The organism is candidate division KSB1 bacterium, from assembly GCA_034521575.1.
Classification (GTDB): Bacteria; Zhuqueibacterota; Zhuqueibacteria; order Residuimicrobiales; family Krinioviventaceae; genus JAXHMJ01.
The window spans coordinates 1,127,426-1,151,428 of sequence record JAXHMJ010000005.1; the positions used below are offsets into that span (position 1 = coordinate 1,127,426).

Here is a 24,003-nt window from a genome sequence, read left to right on the forward strand (position 1 = left end):
AATTGGGCGTTAGCGGTTTTCAGATTTTTTATTTTTGTCGCGTTTGCGTACAAGATAGTTGCCGATCGCCAGTTCATGAACACATCCCCAGAGCAGATGCTCAACCGCTTCGCGCGGGCGATGTACAATGGGCAGGCCATGCCGATTAAAACTGGTATTCAGGACCACGGGCACGCGTGTTTTTTCATAGAAATGCAAAAGCACCTGATAATATTTTTCATTGGCAGGCGTGACCGTATGCACGCGCGCGGTTTTATCGACGTGGATCGCAGACGCAATATCCTGTTCCTTGCCGGGCTGTACATCAAAGGCCAGGGTCATAAACGGAGACGGACAGAAATTGACAAAATGGCTATGTCCTTTATCCTCGAGACAGCTGGGAGCAAAGGGCATAAACCAGTCGCGATTTTTCATCTGACTGTTGATAACATCACGGGTCTCTGCTTTGCGCGGATCAGCCAGCACGCTTCGCCGGCCCAGCGCCCGCGGCCCCCACTCTTCGCGACCCTGGAACCATCCAACGACTTTGCCCTGCGTCAATGCGGTTGCCACATATTCCGCAAGCTGCCCGTTGAGCTTTTCATATTCAATTTGGTCATCATATTGCTTGAGGGTCAGTTCAATGGCCTCATCATCATATTCATCCCCGAGGTCGGCATCGGTGAGTCGCCGGACCGTCGGATCTCCGGTTTTTTCATGATAAAGTTGCAGAGCCGCACCGACGGCTGTGCCGCCGTCACTGGAATGCGGATGAATAAAAAGCTCATCCACAAAATCGAGTTCACGGATAAGTTTATTGAGTTTAACGTTCAAAAAGGTGCCGCCGGCCATGGCGATCCGGGAAAATGCAAAACGTTCGCGCAGCGCTTTTATGAATTCAAGCACGCGTTCTTCAAGCAGCCGCTGGGCGGCAGCGGCCACGTGTTCGCGTCCGTGTTTTTGAATCAGGCTCATAATTTTTCGGCCCGAGTGCGTTGCCTTGAGAACAGACTCGCGCGGCACCATGATATAATCGATCCAGTACGGATAGCCGTTCCATTTGCCGTTCTCATATTGAAACACCATATCCTTAATATCATCATAGCACACATCCGGGTCGCCATAGGCTGCCAGTCCCATGGTCTTGCCCTCCCCGTCCATATATCGCAAACCCAGACAAACCGTGAACGCGGAATACCAGAGCGCAGTGGCGTACAGGGGGATTTCCTCCATCAGATGCATATTGCCGCCGCTGCACTGATAAACCTGGCCGGCAATATTTACCCCGTCGCCGTTTGGGCCGAATCCGTCCATACTGAGGGTGAGACAATCCTCAAATCCGGAGCAGCGATAGGCGCTTGCCGCATGCGAAAGATGATGATCCATAAAGATGATTTTTTCCTTGGGCGCCCCCAGACGCAACAGACCATTTTTAAACTCGGCGGGTTTGTACATTTTTTTGATATTGGGAGCCAGATATTTTAAAAAACCGGTGAAATTATGCCCGATCAATCCGAATACGGATCGCGGTAGATCGCGGATACTCTGCGAAAACAGGTCCATATAGAACGACGAAGGGGGATATCCCACTGCGAAATAGTCTATGTCATCCACGGTCAAATCTGCAGAACGCAGGGCGTGCTGCAGCGCCTGCTGCGGAAAGTTCATATCATATTTAATGCGGCTGAACCTCTCTTCAGAGGCGCCATAGCGAATATTGCCGTCGATCACCAGCGCCACACTGCTGTTATGATGGGCGCCGGCAACATCATTCAAGCCGATTATATTCATCAAATCCTCGTATTTTCAACGGTTCCGATTCAGGGGTTCCTGGTTGATACCCAGCAGGCTCATATAAAAGGAAGAAAAAACAATCTGAACACCGAGGATAATCAGCGTCGATGCGAACAGGGCCTCACGCACCTGATCAAGGGCGCCGAAATCTTTGGATATCCATGTGATCAATATATAAAGATTGATAACAAATCCGAAGAGAAAAACAATCCCGCCCGCTAAAATTCCGCGTTCCAGATTAAAAAATTTAAAGGCCTGTTCCAACTGCCGGTCGCGTTTGATGAACCGGTGAGTGAGTGCAAAAATGCGGGCGTACAAACCCAGCAACACGATCTGAAATCCCAGTATGGTCAGCATGCTGCCCAGGACCATCACGTGTGTATCAAAATTGTGTCCGGCAAAATAAAAGGGGCCCGGAAGCAGAATAATCATGATGAGCAAACCGAGGGCAAACAGTGTAAATCCGGGCCAGAGAAAAAGGTGCGTGGGACTGTACAGGAGCATAAAGCGCAAATGTCGCCAGCCGTCGCGAAATGAACGCAGGTGTGGTGAACCGCTGCGGCCGTCCCGGTAGAGAGTAACCGGGATCTCTGTCATGCGCAGGTCTGACAATGCCGCTTTGATGACCATTTCCGAAGCAAATTCCATCCCGGCGGTGGTCAGATTCATGGTATCGTAGGCATGACGGGTAAAGGCACGCATACCGCAATGGGCATCCGAAATGCCGGCGCGAAAGAACAGGTTCAGGACCCCGGTCAGCAGCGGATTGCCGATATAGCGGTGCAGCCAGGGCATGGCTTTTTTCTCAATACTGCCTTTGAACCGGTTGCCCATGACCACGTCATAGCCTTTTTCCAATTCGCGCACAAACCGCGGAATATCGCCAAAATCATAAGAATCATCCGAATCCCCGATGATGATGAATTCGCCGCGCGCCGCGGCAATGCCGGCGCGGTAAACATTACCGTAACCGCGTTTGGATTCCTGAATGATTCGGGCCTGATGGGCGCGCGCAATATCCAGAGAAGCATCGGTCGATCCATTGTCCGCGACAATAATCTCGCCCTGCATATCAAGGGTTTCCAATGCGCGTTTCGCTTTTTCGAGGCAGATGGCCAGGGTTTGCTCTTCATTGAGACACGGCATGACCACAGAAACGCGGGGTTGTTGCATAACGGATGATGTATTGGACATGATACGGCCTATTGTCCTGTGCATTTGAACAGAACGGGTACGGTTTTCATCAGAATTTTGAAATCAAGCATGATTGACCAGTCATCGATATATTTTAAATCAAGTTTCATCCAGTCCTTGAACGCCATATGATTGCGTCCACTGATCTGCCACAGACAGGTTAATCCCGGCCGCATGCTGAACCGGCGTTTTTGCCAGGTTTCCTGGATGCCTCTGACATCGCGCAGCGGCAGGGGCCTGGGTCCCACCAGACTCATATCCCCGCGGATCACATTAAAGAGTTGCGGCAGTTCGTCCAGGCTGGTTCGGCGCAGGAAACGCCCGACCCGGGTGATCCGCGGATCATCCTTTATCTTGAATACAGGACCGTCTGTCTCATTCAGATGTTCCAGTTCAGTTAGCATATCCTCCGCTCCCGGCACCATGGTTCTGAATTTCAGCATGGAAAATTTCCGCCGGTTGTAACCCATGCGCTTTTGTTCAAACAGCACAGGTCCCCGAGAATCGAGTTTGACCGCAACAAAGATCAACATAAAAATCGGCAGACAAACGATCAGCAGCACACTTGCAATGGCAACATCAATCAGACGCTTTAGCCACAGATATTTCATCTGGCGCATCGATCCGGTGTATAAAGTCATAATGGGCAGCCCGTCCAGATCAAAGGCATCGGTTTGATTGGTTTTCAGATCGAACCAGTTGGACGGAATGCGGCAGGTGACACCGATTTCCTGACATTGTTCAATGATCTCCTTGACTTTGCGGTAATACGCTTCGATGGGCAGTGCAATATAGACTTCATCAACAATTGTTTTATTGAGAAACTCGCCGAATTCATCCAAAGAGCACAAGGTGTGCGCTTTGGCTTTATCCGCGGTTTCCGTTTGTTCATCGTCAATAAATCCGAGCAGTTTATAACCCAGTTCCTTGTGGCTCATAATCTTTTGAGCCAGTTCGATCGAGCCGCGGTTGGCCCCGACAAATACCACAAAGCGTTTATTGCGCCCGCGTTCACGCAGATGCAGCAGGATCATTTTTATGATCAATCGCCCCATAAAGGTAATGACAAAACAAAGAGGCAAAAAGTACAGCAGCACATCCTTGCTGATGTTTTTGCGTACGAACAAAAGCGAGACCGCGCCGATCAAAGCCGTACCGATGCCGATGGCCTTGACCAGCTGCATCAATTCTTTATAGGAATTCATCACCCCGCGGCGCTGATACAGTCCGAACGTTTCAAAAAGTTTCAGCCAGATCAATATCAGAATTACGGCAGCGGCCAGATTGACAATCGTAATTTTGAAGGACAGAAAATCAACGATATTAGCCGGATACTCTTCCGGCGCATGAATGTAGAGCGTCGCCATGAATGTAGCGAGCATGATCAGCACATCATGAATCCGTAATACATTGTCAGCCACTGTCCGGCGCAAATTTCTCATTCAACGTCCTGTTGCAAAAATTCAAACTTTTCTTTTTTTACCAGCCGAATAATACGTATAATAGTAATCGTAATTCCCGTATAGATGCCGGATCTGCACGCGATTGAGTATAGACCCGAGCAAATTTCCCTTGACGCGTTTCAGCGTATTTTTGGCTTTGGTCAGAATCAGTTTATCATTACGTCCGGATTCCACGACGATCACCGTAGCATCCATTAGCGGCGCCAATACAGCAGCATCGGTAACGGCAATAATCGGCGGTGCATCCACAATGATCGAATCGAATTGCTGAGCGGCAAGACTCAGAATATCTTTCATCAACTCCATACCCAGAGCCTCGGAAGGATTCGGCGGTATGGTTCCGCTGGTCAGCAGAGAAAGATTGTCAACTTTGGTTCGGTGAATCACTCCGTAGAGGGCAAGCTCCAGGTCTACCATTTTTTCCACAGCCACCTGGGCATGAACCGATGTCGAACCCGAAGCGTGGTCATAGGAAGATTCTTCGTGCGGGTGAACCTGGCGGATTTTATCATGCCCGCCGTGATGCAGCAGGACATCGGCAAGACCGGGATCGCGATTCACATTAAAGATACGGTGCTGTGTCGGGCGCCTGAGGTCCGCGTCAATGAGCAGGGTTTTCAGTCCCATCTGCGCCGTAGCCACTGCCAGATTGGCGGAGGTGGTGGACTTGCCTTCCTGGGGTCCGGCGCTGGTCAACATCAGCGAACGCAACGGGTTGGACGCATTCGAAAAATTCAGATTGGTGCGCAGGGTCCGATAAGATTCTGCAACCGGCGAAGACGGAAGCAGGAACGTCACCAGATCGCCGGGTTCACCCGGCTGGGTTTCCGGAGATGTGGCATAGCGGCCTTCCCGGGACAGCGGGATGGCGCCGAGAACCGGCAGACCCAGTTTGTTTTCCAATTCTTCCACCGTTTTCAGGCCCGTGTCCATTGCTTCCATAAAAAACGCGAGTCCCACCCCCACAGTCAAACCCAGCATGACGGCAATCGCCAGGTTCAGGGCGCTGCGCGGTTTGATGGGCGAACCGGGGAGATGCGGACGGTCAATAATACGCAGACTGCCGATTTTTTCAGCTTCATTGATGCGCGCTTCTTCCCGGCGTTCCGAGAGCATCATATAGATACTTTCCGCCAGATCACGTTCCCGTTGCAGCCGCGCCAGTTGATACTCTTTCTGCGGCAGCTTCTGCAAACCGGTCTCGTAGCGCTCCAATGCCTGCTGCAGGGAGCGCTCCTGGGTGCGGTACATGTCCAGTTCCAATTCCAGCTTTACTTTTTGTTCATAGAGAGATGACATATTGGAAACCGGATCAAACCCGAATTCGGATTCAGCGACCCGGCGGGCTTCTTCGGCAAGTTCTTTCTGCACCGTATTGATTGAATTTTGCAGTTCGATCATTTTGGAATTGGTTTCCGACACGCCCTGCAGCTGCAGATTAATGTACTTGCCCTTGAGGACAGACAACTGTTGTTTAAGCTGCTGCACCTGCTGTGTGGACATGTCTGCAATGGACGGGGCCAACTGTGACTTTTGCTCCTGGATTTTCGAATTGATGGTTTTCAGGTGCTGTTCGGCTCTCTCCCGTTCCGATCGCGCCTCCTGATATCGCAATTCGATATTGCTGGACAGCTTTAGCTGTTCCTCTATTTCCCGGTCCAGAGATGTGACCTGATTGTTGGTTTTAAACCGCCGCAGGGCTTCTTCGGCGTCTTCAAGACGCTGTTTGTAATTCAGCTGCTGCTCTTCAATGAACGAACGCACGCTGCTCACTTCCTGCCGACGCAGACGCAGGTTTCGTTCTTTCAGCACATCACACAAGGTATTGGCCAGAGCCAAGGCCAGCTGCGGATCATGGTTGGCGGTCAGTTTGACCTGAATGATATCCGATTCCGCCAATGGAGCCACGGAAAGGTTACTGCGGATGATTGCGGCATAATAGGCAGATTTGTCAAAGTGATCCGGCCGGTTCTCCGGCAGCGAAAACTGTTCACGCGCCCACTGCGGCAAACTTTGAGCCGTTTCCATGGCCACCGAACGGCTCTTGATCTCCTGGATCTGATTCAATATGGTTTCGTTTTGCGGATACCGGTAGCGCTGCTGACTCATATTGACAGGTAAATTGGGTTGTTCATAAATAAGCGTGGCTGATGCCTCGTAAACCCGTGTGGCGGTGTGGTTATAATACAAAACCGGCGCCAGCAGTACAATCAGGCACAGCGCCACACACCACCAGCGGCGCTGCAAAAAATCAATGAATGAATACAGAAAATTCTGTTCTTCTTCTTTTATGTCCAGTTCTTCAGCGTTCAATCAAAACCTCTATTTGGAACGTAAATACCAGGCATATACGCTGGCGATCAGCGCAACCTGATGCAGGGCCTGAATAAACTCTCGCCATCGGTACCATTTTGTCGTCTTGACATGCACAATATCACCCGGTCTTAACACCGGCGGCGGTGTTTCTGAATCCCGGTTGCTTAGATATTTATTGACGTCAAAAACCACCACCTCGCGGGCCGAGGCTTTAAGCTGCTGCGTCACAAATTCTTTGCTGATTTCACGGTCTCCGGCGCGTTCGGCTATTTTTTTCAGGGTTTCCTGATCGACGTCGCCGGCAATTCTGGGACGTGTCAGCTGGACATTATTCAGACTTGCATCCTTTGTCGGGCCGCCGGCAATGGAAATCAATTCAATCATATCCGTATCGTAACTGACCCGGTATTCGCCCGGATTTCTGACCTCGCCCCAAATATGAACCTGCATTTCCAGTTTTTCTTCGGACCCGAGCAGGTATTCACTGCCGGACGTTTGCGCCTGCAAAGGCATCCATTGGAATGCGAGCAGAGAAACAATAATAATCACCGAACTCTTGTACCTGATTGTACCGTGAAAACAATTCAAAGGTTCACCTCTTTTTAGGCAGCCGTTTTTTAAAATATAAATAATGCAATGTAAAGTATCAACCCTTATTCAGGGTCTCTATCTTTATCTTTTACATGCAAATCGGGGACACCGCGTAAAATAACTCCGCCGGCAATCATGAGAATAACCAGAGCTCCCACAGCTGCCTTGTATTTGACTATATTACCATAGCGGGCAAACGCTAGAGCAACACCGCTCCAGACCATCGGACCGATGATAGCGGCGACTTTGCCGGACAGAGCATAGAGCCCGAAAAATTCTCCCAGGTTCTCATTCGGAACCAATGTAATCAACAGAGGTCTTGCAGCTGTCCAGGTTGACCCCAATAACACGCCCACAATACCGCCCAGTATCCAGAACAGAGTGGTGCTCATGGTCACAATCAGGATAATCAGACAAACACACCAGGCAAACACAACAAAAACCAGTGTCTTTTTGGGGCCAAAATGATCAGTTACAATTCCGCACAGGGCGGAACCGATAATCGCAGTCGGGATGACCAGGATAAAAAACTGATTCGCCTCCACATTTGAGAATCCCATGACCGCCTGGGTATACAGACCCATAAATATAATGATCGTTTGTATACTGTCTTCGTAGAGAAGTTTGGCGACCAGAAACCGCAGCAGACCGGGATGTTCCTTGGTGTTTTTAAGCGAATTGATCACACGTTTATAGGATTGATTGATCTTCCAGGACTGAGTCTGTGAATATCCGACACCTTTTTCCTTGACAAAAATAAATATCGGCGCGGCGAACACTGCAAACATAATCGAGGTCGGAATAAAGGCAGCCACACGTCCGCCGGCTTGTACTCCTTCGATCGTCCAGCCGAACACAGAACCGTCCACGAACAGCCTGGCCACCAGCAATCCGGCGATTGACCCCAGATACCCCAGTCCGACCCCGTATCCGGAAACACGCCCCATTGAACGGCGCGAGGCAACGGCAGGCAGCAGTGCATTGTAAAACACCAGTCCACCCTGAAAACTGTAATTGGTAATCACATACAGGACCAGCAGCATGGGTAAAAGCAGAGATGATGAGGTGACCGACAGTCCCAGAGCGCCGATCAAAAAGGTGCCGACAATGCAGATAGCGGTAAATATGAACAAGGCCGGAAGTTTTTTCTGTTTCCGATCTGACCAGTCGCCCAATAACGGCATGGTCAAAGCAACCAAGATCATAGACAGAGAATTGACAATCGACACCCAGAAATCACTATAGCCCAGCTCCAGCACCACCCAGGTACTGAAATAGAGAGACCACATTCATAGAATAGGGGGTATTGGCAAAATCATAGAGGATCCAGGAGAGTGTAGCTGTCTTTTTAGGTACCATAGTTGTCTTTACAATTTCAGGCATATTCAACGGCACATTTGATGGCCAATTTCAAAGTTTCCATTACGCCTTTGCCCTTGATGGCAGAGGCTTCAAAAAAGGGAACATGTTGTCGGTTAAGATGTAATTGGAGGGTTTGAACAGTGTCAATATTGTTCAGATCGCGTTTGTTATACTGCAGCAGCCAGGGGACCTGGCCCAGGGCGAGTCCCTGATTGTTCAGCAGCTGATTCAATTCTTTCAGGCTGTTGATATTATCAGCGCGTCGGTCCATTTGCGAGTCCGCGACAAACACAATAACATCTGCACCGTGAATGACCAGCTTGCGTCCGTAACCGTAGTGCTGTTGTCCCGGAACCGTGTACAGGTCAAACCGCGGCCGTTTGCCGTCTATGGGGCCCAGAGACAGGGGCATAAAGTCAAAGTACATGGTGCGTTCTTCACGCGTCTTGAACGATATTAATTTTCCGCGCCGTTCCGGATTTAGGGATCCGTAAATATATTCCAGATTTGTGGTCTTTCCACCCAGCCCCGGTCCGTAATAAACGATTTTGAATCGGATTTCGTTGTGTTTCCAGTCAATATGCATGAATAGAACTATCCCAGAGCTTTATCCAATTCATCATCAAGGCCTTTCTGAAAGTTATCATCCAGGAAACGGGCGACCTTGCTGTTTTCCTGTTTCAGACCCTCAAGATACCGGGACAATCGATCAACCGCTTGATGCGTCAGTAAACGCACCAGGCCGACGGGAATATTCTTTCTGAACACAATGATCATCATGTAATCCTCACCCACACTGCACATATACGTATTAAAAGGAACACCTTCATGGAAGATATGCTCAAAAGCAGGGGTCTCACTGATGATTTTTGACATCTCGTTCGAAGCCGCAAAACTCCCGGCCGCCACAGCCGTCAGTTCAGAAACATTAAAGTCCGGATTATCTCCGTTATACTCGACCGGATAACCGCTCACATCCGCAAACACGCATATTTCCGCCCGCAACCGAACACGCAATTCATACACGATACGCGAAATCTTTTCGTACGTATCGTGTGAAAAAACCATTCGATCACCGTTGTTCATATCTGTGAGATCCATCTCATTTCTCCCTTTCACGGTCTCAACGTCCAACCGCCAAACGTTCGATCAAAAATTGAGGCAATTTTTGTTCCCGCATTTTTTCCTGAGTTTCGGCTATGTCATATTTCAGACGAATTAGTTTATACGTTTGGTCAGACGAATCATAAAAGCCCACACAGGCTTTGGGATTTGTATCCCGCGGCTGTCCCACACTGCCCACATTGATGATATAGCGGTTATCAGGATGCAGATCAAGAGACTCGCCGGCTTGCAGGACGATTGTATCATTCGCCTCGACTGCGATCATGGGGGCATGGGAATGGCCGACAAAACATGTGTGTTGAGAAAACGCTTGAAATGCCTGCAGGGCATCGATCCGGCTCATGACATAATGCCAGTTCTCAGGCTCAAACGGCGAGGCATGCACACACAAAGCATCGTCGATTTCAGCCTGAACGAGTCCGTCAGCCAGAAAACTCCTGCATTCCGACTGCAGCCGCAGGCCGGTCCACGCTATGGCCTGACGGGCGTATCGATTAAAATAGGAAATATCCATCCGTCCGATCGCCGCCTGGTCATGATTACCCAGCAGAACAATATCCGCCTTTTCTCTAATGCGTTCACAACACGCATTCGGATCCGGACCGTATCCGACAATATCTCCCAAACAGACCAGTTTATCGTATTCGCAAGAGTCCAAAAACTGCAAAACACGATCCAAAGCCGCCAGATTGCCGTGTATGTCGGAAATCAATGCATATTTCATGACATCATCAACCTTTTAGCGTGCATGTTCCTCGACAACAGTTCGCAGCCACCTGACCATAGCGACTATCATAATCGCTGCAAACATTACACCAGAAAAATTCATCGCCAAGCCGGGCCCGGCCTTAATAGCGAATACGGCGTTTGCTCCGGTTGTTCTGCATGGATTTCTGTTCACCCGTATGCACCTGGCAGGTATCCTGCGGCAGGTATCTGACATCACAAATCTCATCCGCCACATTCGGACAGTAAGGGGTGGCGATCTTTTGCGTTTCCAGACAAATCGAAACATCCACGACACCGTCCGGGCGCTCCAGCCACTCCACCGGAAGATCAAGCGTGTCATGCGCTGCTTTCATAAAACTTGCAGTAATGGGCAGCGCTGCCACTGCACCGGATTGACGGTTTCCCAATGACAGGGCCGGATCATCCAGCCCGACCCATGTACCGGCAACGATCTGAGGTGTAAAGGTCACATACCAGGCGTCTGTAAAGTCATTGGTGGTGCCTGTCTTACCGCCGGCCGGTCTGTAGAAATTATACACCGACCGGGACATGGCGCCGGTGCCGCGGCTGGCTACGGTCTGCAGCATGTCGGACATGATATAAGCCGTTTCCGGCCTTAACACCCCCCGGCTCTGGGGACTGATCGTCTGCAGCAGATTATCGTACTTGTCGTAAATCTCTGTCATCGCATTGGGTTCCACCCGCACGCCCATATTCGGGAACACACCGAACGCCGTTATAATCTCGATGGGGATGACCCCGATTGCACCGAGTGCGATGGCGTCGACTTGCTGCAGCGGGGTTGTGATGCCCATGTTACGCGCATATTCAATAACCGTATGCGGCGGAATATCTTCCTGGACCAAGCGGACGGAAATCAGATTCAGAGAACGCCGCAGACCTTCGCGCAGGGTGGTTTCATTGCCCACAGACAGGTCATAATTGGCCGGTGTCCAGCGGCTGCCGTCCGGCATTTCGGCCACCACCGGCTGATTGAGTTTTTGATAATAGGGCATATAACCGTTATCAATAGCTGCGGTGTAGACAATGGGTTTAAACACAGAACCCGGCTGGCGTCTCGCCTGGGTGACACGGTTATATTCGCTTTCTTCAAAGTCGCGTCCGCCTACCATAGCCAGGACATGCCCGGTAGAGGGTTCCAGCGCCACAAAAGCCACCTGCACCCGGCACTTTTCGTCTATGAGAGAATCCACAAACGCGGTATCCGCCATCAATTGTTCCAGGGTTCGGGATTGCAGTATGCTGGGCGGCACCAGTTCTTTAAAATTCTTGCGCTGGCGCATATCGCGTTCAACACGTTCCTGCAGTTTGGGCAGTTGTTCCGCTATAGCACGATTGGCACAGGCCTGCAGCCGGGTATCCAGCGTGGTTTGAACCTTTAACCCGGTTCTGTAAATATCATAACCGTACTCATCATACAGCTTGCGCCGGACATGTTCGACAAAATAAGGTGCACGGTCCGGGTTGAGAGTATCCGATTTTGCGGCCACATTCAATTCTGTTTGAATCGCATCATCGTACTGCTGTTGTGTGATCTCTCCTTCTTCCAGCATACGGTCCAGCACCAGGTTACGGCGATCCAAGGCTCCGTCATAGTTCGTATAGGGATTCAGAGCACCCGGGCGCTGAAGCATGCCGGCCAGGAGCGCACTTTGTTCGAGGGTCAAATCATGGACAGATTTTTTAAAAAAATAACGCGCGGCTGATTCTACACCATAAGTCGAATATCCGAACTGCATCTGGTTCATATACATTTCCAGAATCTCAGTCTTGGTATACGTCCGTTCCAATTGAATGGATGTCAGGATCTCTTTTAATTTCCGGGTGACGGTCTTTTTCGGCGTCAAATAAAGCCGGCGTGCCAGCTGCTGGGTCAGCGTACTGGCGCCCTGCTGTTTGCTGCCGGATGTCATATAACGAAAGGTCACAAACATCAGACGTTCCGGATCCACACCCCAGTGATCATAAAACCCATAGTCCTCAATGGCCAGAACCGCATCCAGCATATGTTCCGGAATTTCAGACAGGGGTGTATAAAAACGCCGCTCAGTAAACAGCTCTTTCACCAGTTTGCCATCAGCAGAATACACATGTGTTGCGAGTTCCGGTGAAAAATTTTCCAACTGCTCAAAAGAAGGAATATCTTTGCTCAACCAGACCACCAAAAGGACGCAAGCGGCAACACCGACGCCGAGCGCAATCAAAGCGATCTTGAACAAAAGATAGTTCTGAAACCATTTCATTATTTGTCCTCAATTTCAAATTTATACAAAAAGGGGCGATATTGTATCGCCCCGAACAATCAATATGTTTAGACCGGTCGAAACCGGTGCATGGTCTAATGACGGAAATGCCGGTGTCCGGTGAATACCATCGTCATATCATGTTCATTTGCAGCCTCGATCACCTCGTTATCGCGGATTGAACCGCCCGGCTCGATGACAGCACGGGCTCCGGCTTTTGCGGCGGCATCCACACCGTCACGGAACGGGAAAAAGGCATCTGAAACCACCACAGACCCTGTCAGATCGAGTCCGGCATCTCCCGCCTTGCGTACGGCCAGGCGTGAGGCATCGACTCGTGACATCTGTCCGGCTCCGATTCCCAGGGTCTGATGTGCATTCACATAAATCACCGCGTTGCTCTTGACCCACTTGCACAACGTCCAGCCGAACTGCATGGCCGCCCATTCGTCTTGTGTCGGTTCCCGGCGGGTCACAACTTTATACTCGGCCGAATCCTCCACCAGCCGGTCATGATCCTGCAGCAGCAGTCCGCCATCCACTGCTTTGATATCATATCCAACATTCACGGGCTTGTCCACAGGCCATTTTAGCAAACGGATATTCTTTTTCTGTGTCAGGATATTTAGCGCATCCCGGGAAAAGTTCGGCGCTACAACCACTTCGGTAAAAATCTGAGAGATGCGCTCTGCCAGATCCGCTTCCACCGAGCGATTGACAGCAACAATCCCCCCGAATGCAGATACATTGTCTGTTTTCAGGGCATTGTCATACGCGGTCGCCAGGTCTTTATGAACTGCAGCGCCGCAGGGGTTGCTGTGTTTGATAATGGAAACCGCAGGCTGTTCAAATTCCAGCGCCATATTGATCGCGGCATTCAAATCCATGATATTGTTATAAGAGAGTTCTTTGCCGTGCAGCTGTTTAGCAGCCACAACACCGGCGGGTTCAATAGAGGCATCCGCATAAAACGCTGCTGCCTGGTGCGGATTTTCTCCATAGCGCAAATTCTGCACCTTTGACAGCTGAATGGTGATATTCTCACCAAAACGCTGCACAGCGCCCTGCTGTTTGGCCAAAAAGGCCGAGATCGCCTGATCATACTGTGCCGTGCGCTGAAAGGCCGCAAGCGCCAGTTTCCGGCGCAGCTGCAGCGTGGTTCCCTGATTTGTTTCCAGCTCTTGAATCACCGCTTCATACTGGTCCGGATCGGTCACCACAGCCACATCCGGATTGTTTTTTGCGGCCGCGCGCACCATGGTGGGGCCGCCGATATCGATATTCTCAAGCGCTGTCTGCATGCTCACATCCGGATCCGAAACCACCGTTTCAAACGGGTACAGATTGACAATAACCATATCAACAGGAACAATGTCATGCGACTTTAGTTCCCGCATTTGTTCGCTGTCCGTACGTTTTGCCAGAATGCCGCCATGGATGCGCGGATGCAGGGTCTTGACGCGGCCTCTTAAAATTTCGGGGAATCCCGTGACATCGGAAACCCGGGTCACAGGAATATCGTTCTGCTCCAGGTGTTTTGCGGTCCCGCCAGTGGACAGCAGTTCAGCTCCGAGAGAATTCAGGGTTTTTGCAATGGACAGTAAACCTGTCTTGTCATACACGCTGACAAGAACGCGTTTCACGTTTTTCAAATCACTCACAATATAATCCTCATTTTTTAAATGATCGCATATATTTTGAATTGACACCAATGGAAATCTTTACCTCACCAGGCGGACTTGGTCGCGAATCACAACCCGGCGTCCGTCAATTTCGATCCGCTTCTCGGCAAACAGACGCACGGCACGCGGCAGTATTCGATGCTCAACCTCGAGAACCCGGGCGGCCAGAGAATCCGGGGTATCGTCGCTGTACACCGGAACGCATTCCTGGACCACCGGCGGACCGGTATCGTACTCGACATCCACAAGATGCACGGTGGCGCCGGAGACTTTGGCGCCGTAATCCAGAACCGCCTGATGCACATGCCGGCCGTAAAGTCCTTTTCCTCCGAATGCCGGCAGCAGGGCCGGATGAATGTTCAGAATCCGGTTTTGATATTTTTGGATCACAGCGGTCGGAACTTTTTTCATATACCCCGCCAAAACAACAAGTTCAGTGTTCAGATCAGTCAGAATCTGCAGCATACGCTGTTCAAATTCCCGGGCATTTGGACAGGTTTTACCGGACACATGCAGCGCCTGGATTCCGCGATCGCGGGCTTTGCTCATCACGCCGCATGTCGAATTGTTGCTGATGACCCCGACGATCTCTGCATCAAGCTGACCGCTTTGAATTGCATCATAAACGGAATCAATATTGGATCCCCGTCCGGAACCCAATGCTGTAATACGCAAAGGATGTCTGCTGCTCATGTCACGCCTTTCTCCAAAAACTGCACAGTATTCATATCTGCATCGATACGCACCCGGCACCCGAGGGGCAGAGTGTACTTTTCATGAATATGACCGTAGGGAAATCCTGTTATCACCGGAATCGACAATGATGACAAATAATGCTGCATCAGATCCGCCAGTGTGAGAGGCGGATCGTGATCATCCGGCATCAGATCAACAAACTCACCCAGTACAACTCCGGCAAGGCGGTCGAGGATACCGGCATTCCGCAACTGCGACAGGTAGCGGTCAATTTTATAAAGATTTTCTCCCACATCTTCGAGGAGAAGAACAGCGCCGTCAAAATCGGGACAATAGGCTGTACCGATCATCGCCGAGATCACGGACAGACAGCCGCCCAACAGAGGACCTTCTGCCGACCCGTAAAAATCCGGCCAGTCGGCAGGCGCCTCACCTGACTCTAATATCCCGGGATCATCACCGGTCAACACAGCCCACAAGGATTGGCCGGTCAGCGGAGCAGGACGGCTCAATTCTACAGCCACCAGCGGACCGGAAAAGGTAATCCATCCGAGACGCTGATAAAAGGCCAGCTGCAACGCGGTAATATCGCTGTATCCCATTATAATTTTGGGAAACGCTGCAATACGATTCCATTCGAGCTGGTTCAGCAGGCGTGTGCTGCCGTATCCGCCGCGGCTGCAAAACACAGCTTTAACCTCCGGGTCCAGGAGCATGCGGTTTAAATCTGCGGCTCGTTGTTTATCCGTACCGGCCAGATAGCCGTATTGGGAGCGAATAAATTTTCCTGTTTTTACACGGTATCCGCATCGCTCAATATAGCGGACCCCGTCTTGCAGCATCTCCAGTTTACCGGGACTCAGACTTCCGGCCGGAGAGAGAATGCCGATCAAGTCGCCGGGATGCAATGCAGCCGGTTTCATACCCATAACACCTGATCACTGATTTCCGGCATAGCGCTGCAACTCATGTATGGAAACCGGATAAAGCATCTCGTAATTGCCGAATCCGGTCCGGTCGTAAAATTCAAACTGGCGGTTGATGGAATAATATTGCCACACCTGATAGGGCCGGGAATTGGCGGGATAGTTATTGGAAACGATATTATCCGGAGGTCCCAGGATGATAAAAACCATACCGCGGTCAGTGCGCCAACCGTCGCGTTTCATCACACCGAAATGCCGGTTGGCCGCTTCCACCCTTGCGTAAAAATTATACATAGTTTCGTTGTAATCATTACCGGGGGTGGGATCTTTATCAGCCCAAAACTCCTGAAACGCTTCCAACTGTTCATCGCCTTTGGCCTTTTTCAGCTTTTTCCACTCGTCACCCTTTGCGGCGTAGCGGGCCTGTTGAATAGCTGTCTCTAAATCCTGTGCGTTACTGGGCAGTCCCTGCCAGCGGATATAAAACGGTTTTTCCAGCTTGAAACTTTTTTCCTCATTTTTCACACGGATGGTCAGCATGTACGCGTCGTGTTTGAGCGTATCAGTGGTCAGCGGAAACGTAATGACATCTTTTTCGCCTGACAGGAAAAAAGGAAATCCTGACTTTATTTCCATATCCGTGTGCTCGCCTTTAATCTCATAATCGATCTGCACGGAATCCAGCCGGTTCGGATTGTAAATTTCAAAATAAACCTGTGTATTGCGCCCCAGACCTTTTTGCCGGGTGGTCACCTCCGGTACGATACTTTCCACACCTCCCCGGGGATTGCGGTTGACATGCCGGGTAAATGTCAGACCGCCTGCTGAAATTCGATCCGTTGGAAAATCCTGCAATTTGACCTCAGCCTGAGCCTTGTATTGTTCTTTGCGCTGTTCATCCTGTACGTAAACCTCCACGTCGTATTTGTCCGGTTCAACTTCAAAAGCGGCATTGGTCAAAGACACATTTCGGCGGCTGTTGGTCAGCTCGTAGGTATCCACATTCACGGTCTCCTGCCAAAGATCACCGGTCACCTGATTGCCGTTTTTCTTAATGGCGACGCTCACTTCATAACTGGCGGTATAGCCTTTTTCCGACTTTAGAAATTGTAAATCATCGTATACCACTTCCAGCAGCAGAGTCAGCCGCGATTTATCCGGATTCTGTGGAGGCTTGCTGTTGACGATATCATAAAAAAACATGCTGTTTTCCCGGGTGCGTTCCAGTACCGTCTGTCCCCGGAGGACAGAAACAAATAACAGACATATTAAAAACACTAAAAATTTCATAGTCAACCTCGGGTTACATTTACCTTTGACAGCTGATTCCGGGTGAGATTTAAACATACTCTCCTTTTAAATCATAAACATCAGCTGAGGTAATTTTAATTCGATAAAACATTCCGGGGACTGCATCGTTACCGAGCAGAACGCTGTTATCAATTTCAGGCGCATCCCAAACGGTTCGCGCTGATACAATATCCGGGGAAACAAATGAATCTGCCAATATTTTAACGGTCCTGCCGACAAGTTGTTCATTTTTTGCCAGTGAAATATCGGACTGCAGCTGCATAATTTCGGACTGACGTTCGCGCTTGACCTCTTCCGGCACAGAATCCATCCATCGAAAGGCCCGGGTGCCTTCTTCATGAGAGTAGGTAAAAACACCAAGGCGTTCAAACTCTGTTTGCCGGATAAATTCCAACAGTTCATTGAACTGGTCTTCGGTTTCACCCGGAAAACCGGTGATCACCGAAGTGCGCAATGCCAGATCAGGGATACGTTGTCTTAATTTCAGAATCAGGTCTGTAATATCACGCCGGGTCACAAAACGTCCCATACGCTTGAGGATCGGATCAGATATATGCTGGATGGGAAGATCAATATCAGGGCACAATATGCTCACTGTCAGCGAGCACATCGATCAAACGATCGGTCCAATGGGCCGGATGGGTGTACAAGAGGCGGATCCAGTGAACACCGTCCATGACATTCAGGGTCTGCAGAATATCGCTCAGACTGACGTCCGCACTCAGATCCGCGCCATAGCTGGTGATATCCTGGGCCACCAGGATGAGTTCCTTGACATTGCGGTTGATCATCTCACCCGCTTCCCGGTAAACGGCTTGCGGTTCCCGGCTTACAAGGTCTCCCTTGATCAGAGGAATAGCGCAATAGGAACAGCGATTATTGCAACCGTTTGAAAGCTGCAGATACGCATAATGCGAAGGCGTCAAATAGTGGCGCATAAAATCCGCGTCGCCAAAAGCCAGATCGGTCTTTAATTCCCGCAAGGTTTGATAGGGATTGATAGAAAAATAAAATGCGTCGACCTCGGGCAGTTCTCTGACGAGTTCAGATTTATAACGCTGCGGCAGACACCCGCTGACCACAACGCGACGGCTGCGGTTTCCCTGCAATGTAACGATATTCAGGATTTCATCAATAGACTCTTGCTTGGCCGGTTCGATAAAGGCACAGGTGTTGACGAGCACCACATCCGCATGAGTGATATCCTGTGTAATCTGGACATGCGGCTTTAATCCACCTAAAATAATTTCAAGGTCAACCTGGTTTTTGGGACATCCCAGATTTATACAAGCCAGTTTTTTCACTGTAGCAACGCCTCTACAAAGGTTTCCGGATCAAATTCGGTCAGATCATCCACCTGCTCTCCCACACCGACATAGCGAACCGGCAATCCCAGTTCACGCTGGATGGAAAACACGATTCCGCCTTTGGCTGTACCATCCAGTTTGGCCAGGATAACACCATCCACATCAACAATCTGAGTAAACTGTTTGGCCTGGGACAGACCATTCTGCCCGGTGGTGGCGTCCAGGATAAGATAAACTTTATGCGGCGCTTCGGGAATGACTTTTTTCATCACCCGATGAATCTTTTCAAGTTCCTGCATTAAATTGCGTTTGGTGTGCAGTCGTCCGGCGGTATCGACCAGAACGATGTCTGATCCTCTTGCTTTTGCCGCCTGCAGGGCATCATAAACAACAGAGCCGGGATCACCGCCCGGCTGATTGTGGATAAAATCCGAATGGGTACGCTCCGCCCATATCTTTAACTGATCAATGGCCGCAGCACGAAACGTATCTGCGGCCGCCATCAGAACCGTTTTTCCCTGCGTCTGAAACAGAGCGGAAAGTTTGCCGATGGTTGTGGTTTTACCCACCCCATTGACGCCGACAATGCTGATCACACAGGGTTTTTCAGTCATCGAATCAGCAGGAGCCTGTTCAAGTTCAGCTGCGAGCTGTGCCTTTAATTCATCAAACACAGATTCTTTGCTCACTTTATTCATACGGTCACGTAAATCATCAATAATGCGTTCAGCCGTATCCACTCCCATATCACTGAGCAATAAGAGTTCTTCGATTTCATCAAGCACATCCTGGTCGAGCTGGCCTCCACCCACCAATTGTGAAATACCGTCAACCAGTCCGCTGCGCGTTTTGGATAATCCTTTTGATAATTTTGAAAAAATGCTCACGTATTGGTTTCTTCCTTTTTTCAATTTACGAACCACATCCTGATGGGTTCGGTAGTAACTCACCAACGTCGCGGGAATCAGCACAAGCGAGACTGTAAGCAGAATCCATTTGACAACCGGAATTCCTATAGTAAAACTGATAATCACCAGCGCCAGACAGGTGGCCGTGTATTTGCCCAGTGTATCCGATTCTGCAATCAGGCGAATTTTAGAGATCACAAAAAGACTGGTCACCAGAAGGATAACATCACGCCCGATGACAATCAAAGCATACCAGAGGGGTAAACTTTTATTTGCGGCGAGAACCAGCATGACAATACCGACACTCAATTTGTCAATGACCGGATCCAGGATACGTCCGAGATCGGATTTCTGGTTATAATAGCGGGCAACGCGTCCATCAAGAAAATCGGTTACCCCGGCCAGAAACATAAACAGCAGCGCGTAATAATCGGAGGATGGCGTATCCTGCTGCAGAAAATAAACGATAAACGGCAGGAAAATGATCCGCGCCAATGTAATAAAGTTAGCAGCGCTCAACCGATGTTCATCTTCTTTGATGATGTGAAACAGGGCAAATTTCATTTGCGGTCCCATTCAGTTTATTGAAAAGAAACATACAACCCGGTTAAGCCACTCGTGCATTACGAAAATACTTTAATCGCGTCCAGTATCAGTCCCGGCTTTTTAAAAAGTGCGATTTTAAACAAAGAAATAAAGGTACGTTTATTTTCAGGTATTTTGAGAACAGAGGTTGCAATAGTTTCAAGTTCATCGTCTGTTAAATTGTAGACATAATTTTTGATCTTGTAGCTCAGTCTGTGATTCCTGCCTTCTTTTTTATGCCAGAGTTTTTCATATTCTTTCAGGCGTTTTGCACTGACATTCTGTTCGGCCACCGCTTTTGCGGCCACGCGTCCCGCGAATTGTCCCGCCAGCATGCCGCTGGCGATACCGCCGCCGGACATGGGATTGGCCTGATGCGCTGCGTCACCGGCCAGCATAAAACCATCTGCCGTGATGCAGTCGAGGGTCTGGTCGCAGGGTACACTGCCCGCCACGGCAGACAAAACCGATGCCTCGGGAAAAAAAGCCTGCATAAATTCGACCAGATACTCACGCGGTGTTTTCTCGGCAGCAAAGGTGCCGGAAATACCCAGACCGATATTTGCCACGCCCTCTCCCTTTGGAAATACCCAGACATAGCCTTGCGGCGCCAGATGCGTTGAAAAATACATATGCAACGTATCTTCACGGGCGTGCACATTTGCCGCGGTCACCTGATAACAGGTTTCGATATCGCTCAGGGAGGTATGCGTGCTGATACCGGCCCAGCGTCCGGCGCGTGATTCAACGCCGTCCGCGCCAATGACGATTTTTGCCTTGATCTCAACATGTTTGCCCAGATGCGTCATACGCACACCGGTAACGGCATTGTCCGGCTTGACAAGACCATAGACATAAGCGCGCGTCAACACATCAGCGCCGGCATCCACAGCTAGGCGCGCCAGATCATAATCGAAACGCTTGCGGTTGAGAATAAACCCTTTTTCATTTTCAAGACTTGCGGAAACCGCTTGTCCGGCCGGAGAATACAAATTCACCCGGGCGATGACCTGTTCGATCCAATCCGGATGAATTCTGTCAACACTCTCCAGTAAACCTTTTTCACTCACACCCTCGGCGCAACGCACGGGAATGCCTATATCCCGGTCTTTTTCCAGAACCAACACCGACGCTCCACCGCGTGCAGCAAAACGCGCTGCTGTGGTGCCTGCCGGTCCGGCGCCAATGACGATCACATCATATTCACTTTTCATCGATCACCTCCAAAGCCCGCACCGGACACACTTTGATACAGCGAAGACACAGGGTACACTTTTCCCGATCGATGGTCAAACTCATTTCCGGCAATTCTATTGCGTCGACCGGACAAACAGCCACAGCAGGTGCCGCACAGATCACATTCACGATGCTCGCAGATCACTTTTTTCATCTCGTCTCCTGGTCAAAATCGCACGCTGTTTTTCTGGTAATAGCCAGCAGCCTGTTCGTTTTGCCTGATTCTATTCATGCTGATGTTTACTGATCGTCTTTTCAACCGGGATCGGATACTCTCCGGTAAAGCAAGCGGTACAATACCCGCCGCAATCCGACGGCACCGAATCCAGCAGACTTTTTACGGATAAATAGTGCAGACTGTCACAGCCCATATAATCGCGTATTTCATCCACGCTCATCTTGTTGGCGATCAATTGATGCTTTTCGGGAAAATCCATGCCGTAAAAACAGGGAGAAATGATGGGCGGGGAGCTGACACGTACATGTACTTCTTTGGCTCCGGCCTGACGGAGCAAGGTGACCAGTTGCCGAAGCGTGGTACCCCGGACTATCGAGTCCTCAACCACCACAACCCGGCGGCCCTTTAAAATCCCGCGCACCGGATTAAACTTGACGCGCACGCCGAAATCGCGCATATCCTGTTTGGGGCTGATAAACGTACGGCCGATATAGTGATTGCGTATCAATCCCAGTTCAAATTTCAATCCCGACCGCCTGGAATATCCGACAGCCGCGGTATTGCTCGAGTCAGGTACTGATATGACAATATCCGCATCTGCAGGACTTTCCAAAGCCAGATTTTTCCCCAGTTTGCGCCGCACTTTGTCCACATTTTCATTGAAAATCCGGCTGTCCGGTCTGGAAAAATAAATAAATTCAAAAATACATTTATGAGATCCATTGGATTCAATGAACGGTGTATGTTTAAATCCATGTTTGGAAATTTCAACCGGCTCACCCGGCTGAACATCACCGTAATACTCGGCGCGCACCAGATCGAGGGCACAGGTTTCGGATACAGCGAAAAAGACTCCTTCTTTGCGTCCCAGACACAGGGGCCGGACGCCGTTCGCATCCCGCATAACAAACACCCGGTTTTTCGCCATCAGGGCAATTGAAAAAGCGCCTCGAACCTGCCGCAGCGCAGATACGATCCGCTCTTCCAGGGTTTCATCCTGAGCACGCGCAATCAGATGCGCCAGAACTTCGGTATCTGACGTGGTTTGAAAAATTGCGCCTTCATTGACCAGATGTCTGCGCAGAGTTCCTGAATTGGTAAAATTTCCATTATGACTGATGGCGATGGGACCGTCCTTGGTGTTGGCCAGCAGCGGTTGAGCATTCAATATATGTGTGCCGCCGGTAGTCGAATAGCGGTTATGGCCAATGGCCATATCACCCTCGAGCTCTTCCAGCACCGACTGATCAGAAAACACATCCGCCACCAGACCTTCGCCCACATGCTTGTGCACGTATTTTCGGTCAAAACTGACAATCCCTGCACTCTCCTGGCCGCGGTGCTGCAGCGCATAGAGCGCCAGATAGGTGAGAAACGATGCTTCCGGCGTGCCGACTGCAGCAACCACACCGCAATTGGATTCAGGCTTGTCCAAAGCCGAATATTTTATGTTCATATTACTCCATTGTCACATTTATAATGAATAATCCCGCAGCTATTCCCAGAATATCTGCAAACAGATCCTTGTAGCTGAATTTATGATCATAGCACTCTTTTCCGATCCCCAGAGAGATCGAAACACCCGCCGCCGCACCGGCTGCGAACCTGTTGTCAAAGCCGGCTTCCTGCCGCGCCGCATAGTATCCCAGACCGGTCAGCACAGCGCTTGTGGTAAAATGATGCGCTTTATCCAGCGCAAACCAGCGGTCCTGGTGTTGCTGAATCGAGAGAGAATCCGATGACCCGGCAAATGCGAAACCATTCAAGGTTAACCCTGTCAACACGATGAATACGGCACGCATCATTTTACAATCCCAGATCATCACTGATTTGTTGCATTCCGTTGAGGGAAATGGAAAGAAATTCGTCAAGCGGTAAACCGAATTCTTTACACGTCTGGATTTGTTCCCGACTGGCGCCGCGAGCAAAACTTTTTTCTTTATAGCGGCGCATCACAAAGTCAGTGGTCACCGAGGCGAGCTTTTTCTCGGGATGCATCAAGGTTGCCGCCACAATCAGTCCGGTCACCGGATCTGCAGCGTAAAGCGCCTGATCCATCAGAGTTTCGCGCTCAGCCTTGTGGTTGTGACATTTGATTGCATGGATAATCTCCTGCGACACATCCTGATCTTTGAGCAGTTCTTCGGTCACCAGAGTGTGTTTTTCCGGTGTATCCGCGGTCTCTTCGTAATCCATATCATGTAAAAGCCCGGCCACTCCCCATGTTTCCACATCCTCTCCAAAATGAGCGGCCAGTTCGCGCATCACCGCTTCTACGGCCAATACATGTTTAAACAGATTTTTATTGGAAAACCGTGGTTTTACCAATGCATATGCCTGATCTCGTGTCATAACAA

The 24,003-nt window shown here is 50.1% G+C and carries 22 protein-coding genes and 1 pseudogene; all 23 read right to left on the reverse strand.

What is annotated here, in order from left to right; translation table 11 throughout:
- Positions 1 to 9: 9 nt before the first annotated feature.
- The 23 genes and pseudogenes from U5R06_18090 to U5R06_18200 all read right to left on the reverse strand — a co-directional run bounded on the left by U5R06_18090 (position 10) and on the right by U5R06_18200 (position 23,998).
- Positions 10 to 1,770: a carbamoyltransferase C-terminal domain-containing protein gene (locus U5R06_18090; protein MDZ7724659.1), complete on the reverse strand. Its 1,761-nt coding sequence runs from the start codon at positions 1,768 to 1,770 to the stop codon at positions 10 to 12.
- Between the two features lie 15 nt (positions 1,771 to 1,785).
- Positions 1,786 to 2,967 (reverse strand): glycosyltransferase family 2 protein, encoded by a 1,182-nt coding sequence (locus U5R06_18095; protein MDZ7724660.1) that lies wholly within the window; start codon positions 2,965 to 2,967, stop codon positions 1,786 to 1,788.
- An 8-nt stretch (positions 2,968 to 2,975) separates the two neighbouring features.
- Positions 2,976 to 4,409, reverse strand: coding sequence for a sugar transferase (locus tag U5R06_18100; GenBank protein MDZ7724661.1), 1,434 nt, complete (start codon positions 4,407 to 4,409; stop codon positions 2,976 to 2,978).
- 21 nt (positions 4,410 to 4,430) lie between these two features.
- Complete coding sequence (locus U5R06_18105; protein MDZ7724662.1) at positions 4,431 to 6,743, reverse strand: GNVR domain-containing protein; 2,313 nt, start codon at positions 6,741 to 6,743, stop codon at positions 4,431 to 4,433.
- 9 nt (positions 6,744 to 6,752) lie between these two features.
- Positions 6,753 to 7,334, reverse strand: a complete 582-nt coding sequence (locus tag U5R06_18110) for an SLBB domain-containing protein (GenBank protein MDZ7724663.1) — start codon at positions 7,332 to 7,334, stop codon at positions 6,753 to 6,755.
- 65 nt (positions 7,335 to 7,399) lie between these two features.
- Complete coding sequence (locus tag U5R06_18115; protein MDZ7724664.1) at positions 7,400 to 8,626, reverse strand: MFS transporter; 1,227 nt, start codon at positions 8,624 to 8,626, stop codon at positions 7,400 to 7,402.
- Positions 8,627 to 8,712: 86 nt separating this feature from the next.
- Positions 8,713 to 9,285: a GTPase domain-containing protein gene (locus U5R06_18120; GenBank protein MDZ7724665.1), complete on the reverse strand. Its 573-nt coding sequence runs from the start codon at positions 9,283 to 9,285 to the stop codon at positions 8,713 to 8,715.
- An 8-nt stretch (positions 9,286 to 9,293) separates the two neighbouring features.
- Positions 9,294 to 9,800 carry a hypothetical protein gene (locus U5R06_18125; protein ID MDZ7724666.1) on the reverse strand — a complete coding sequence of 169 codons (507 nt, stop codon included), beginning with the start codon at positions 9,798 to 9,800 and terminating at the stop codon, positions 9,294 to 9,296.
- A gap of 22 nt (positions 9,801 to 9,822) precedes the next feature.
- Entirely contained in the window at positions 9,823 to 10,548 is a 726-nt protein-coding gene (locus tag U5R06_18130; GenBank protein ID MDZ7724667.1) for a metallophosphoesterase family protein, read from the reverse strand.
- A 124-nt stretch (positions 10,549 to 10,672) separates the two neighbouring features.
- A complete protein-coding gene (locus tag U5R06_18135; protein MDZ7724668.1) occupies positions 10,673 to 12,817 on the reverse strand; it encodes a PBP1A family penicillin-binding protein in 2,145 nt (714 codons plus the stop codon).
- A gap of 95 nt (positions 12,818 to 12,912) precedes the next feature.
- Entirely contained in the window at positions 12,913 to 14,478 is a 1,566-nt protein-coding gene (purH, locus tag U5R06_18140; GenBank protein MDZ7724669.1) for a bifunctional phosphoribosylaminoimidazolecarboxamide formyltransferase/IMP cyclohydrolase, read from the reverse strand.
- A 60-nt stretch (positions 14,479 to 14,538) separates the two neighbouring features.
- Positions 14,539 to 15,192 (reverse strand): phosphoribosylglycinamide formyltransferase, encoded by a 654-nt coding sequence (gene purN, locus U5R06_18145; protein MDZ7724670.1) that lies wholly within the window; start codon positions 15,190 to 15,192, stop codon positions 14,539 to 14,541.
- Positions 15,189 to 16,118, reverse strand: coding sequence for an LD-carboxypeptidase (locus U5R06_18150; GenBank protein MDZ7724671.1), 930 nt, complete (start codon positions 16,116 to 16,118; stop codon positions 15,189 to 15,191). The genes purN and U5R06_18150 overlap by 4 nt, the downstream gene beginning before the upstream one ends.
- A gap of 15 nt (positions 16,119 to 16,133) precedes the next feature.
- On the reverse strand, positions 16,134 to 17,411 hold the full coding sequence (locus tag U5R06_18155; GenBank protein MDZ7724672.1) for a GWxTD domain-containing protein: 1,278 nt from the start codon (positions 17,409 to 17,411) through the stop codon (positions 16,134 to 16,136).
- 49 nt (positions 17,412 to 17,460) lie between these two features.
- Positions 17,461 to 18,027 carry a radical SAM protein gene (locus U5R06_18160; protein MDZ7724673.1) on the reverse strand — a complete coding sequence of 189 codons (567 nt, stop codon included), beginning with the start codon at positions 18,025 to 18,027 and terminating at the stop codon, positions 17,461 to 17,463.
- Entirely contained in the window at positions 18,008 to 18,736 is a 729-nt protein-coding gene (locus U5R06_18165) for a radical SAM protein (protein ID MDZ7724674.1), read from the reverse strand. Before U5R06_18165 ends, U5R06_18160 begins: the two co-directional genes overlap by 20 nt.
- On the reverse strand, positions 18,733 to 20,211 hold the full coding sequence (gene ftsY, locus U5R06_18170; protein MDZ7724675.1) for a signal recognition particle-docking protein FtsY: 1,479 nt from the start codon (positions 20,209 to 20,211) through the stop codon (positions 18,733 to 18,735). Before ftsY ends, U5R06_18165 begins: the two co-directional genes overlap by 4 nt.
- A gap of 59 nt (positions 20,212 to 20,270) precedes the next feature.
- Positions 20,271 to 21,446: an NAD(P)/FAD-dependent oxidoreductase gene (locus U5R06_18175; GenBank protein MDZ7724676.1), complete on the reverse strand. Its 1,176-nt coding sequence runs from the start codon at positions 21,444 to 21,446 to the stop codon at positions 20,271 to 20,273.
- Positions 21,443 to 21,505 carry a hypothetical protein gene (locus U5R06_18180; protein ID MDZ7724677.1) on the reverse strand — a complete coding sequence of 21 codons (63 nt, stop codon included), beginning with the start codon at positions 21,503 to 21,505 and terminating at the stop codon, positions 21,443 to 21,445. Before U5R06_18180 ends, U5R06_18175 begins: the two co-directional genes overlap by 4 nt.
- Positions 21,487 to 21,531: pseudogene (locus tag U5R06_18185) on the reverse strand (hypothetical protein). The gene U5R06_18180 and the pseudogene U5R06_18185 overlap by 19 nt, the downstream one beginning before the upstream one ends.
- 161 nt (positions 21,532 to 21,692) lie before the next feature.
- A complete protein-coding gene (gene purF / locus U5R06_18190; protein MDZ7724678.1) occupies positions 21,693 to 23,102 on the reverse strand; it encodes an amidophosphoribosyltransferase in 1,410 nt (469 codons plus the stop codon).
- 1 nt (position 23,103) lies between these two features.
- Positions 23,104 to 23,451: a hypothetical protein gene (locus tag U5R06_18195; GenBank protein ID MDZ7724679.1), complete on the reverse strand. Its 348-nt coding sequence runs from the start codon at positions 23,449 to 23,451 to the stop codon at positions 23,104 to 23,106.
- A gap of 1 nt (position 23,452) precedes the next feature.
- Positions 23,453 to 23,998: an HDIG domain-containing protein gene (locus U5R06_18200; protein ID MDZ7724680.1), complete on the reverse strand. Its 546-nt coding sequence runs from the start codon at positions 23,996 to 23,998 to the stop codon at positions 23,453 to 23,455.
- Positions 23,999 to 24,003: the final 5 nt, after the last annotated feature.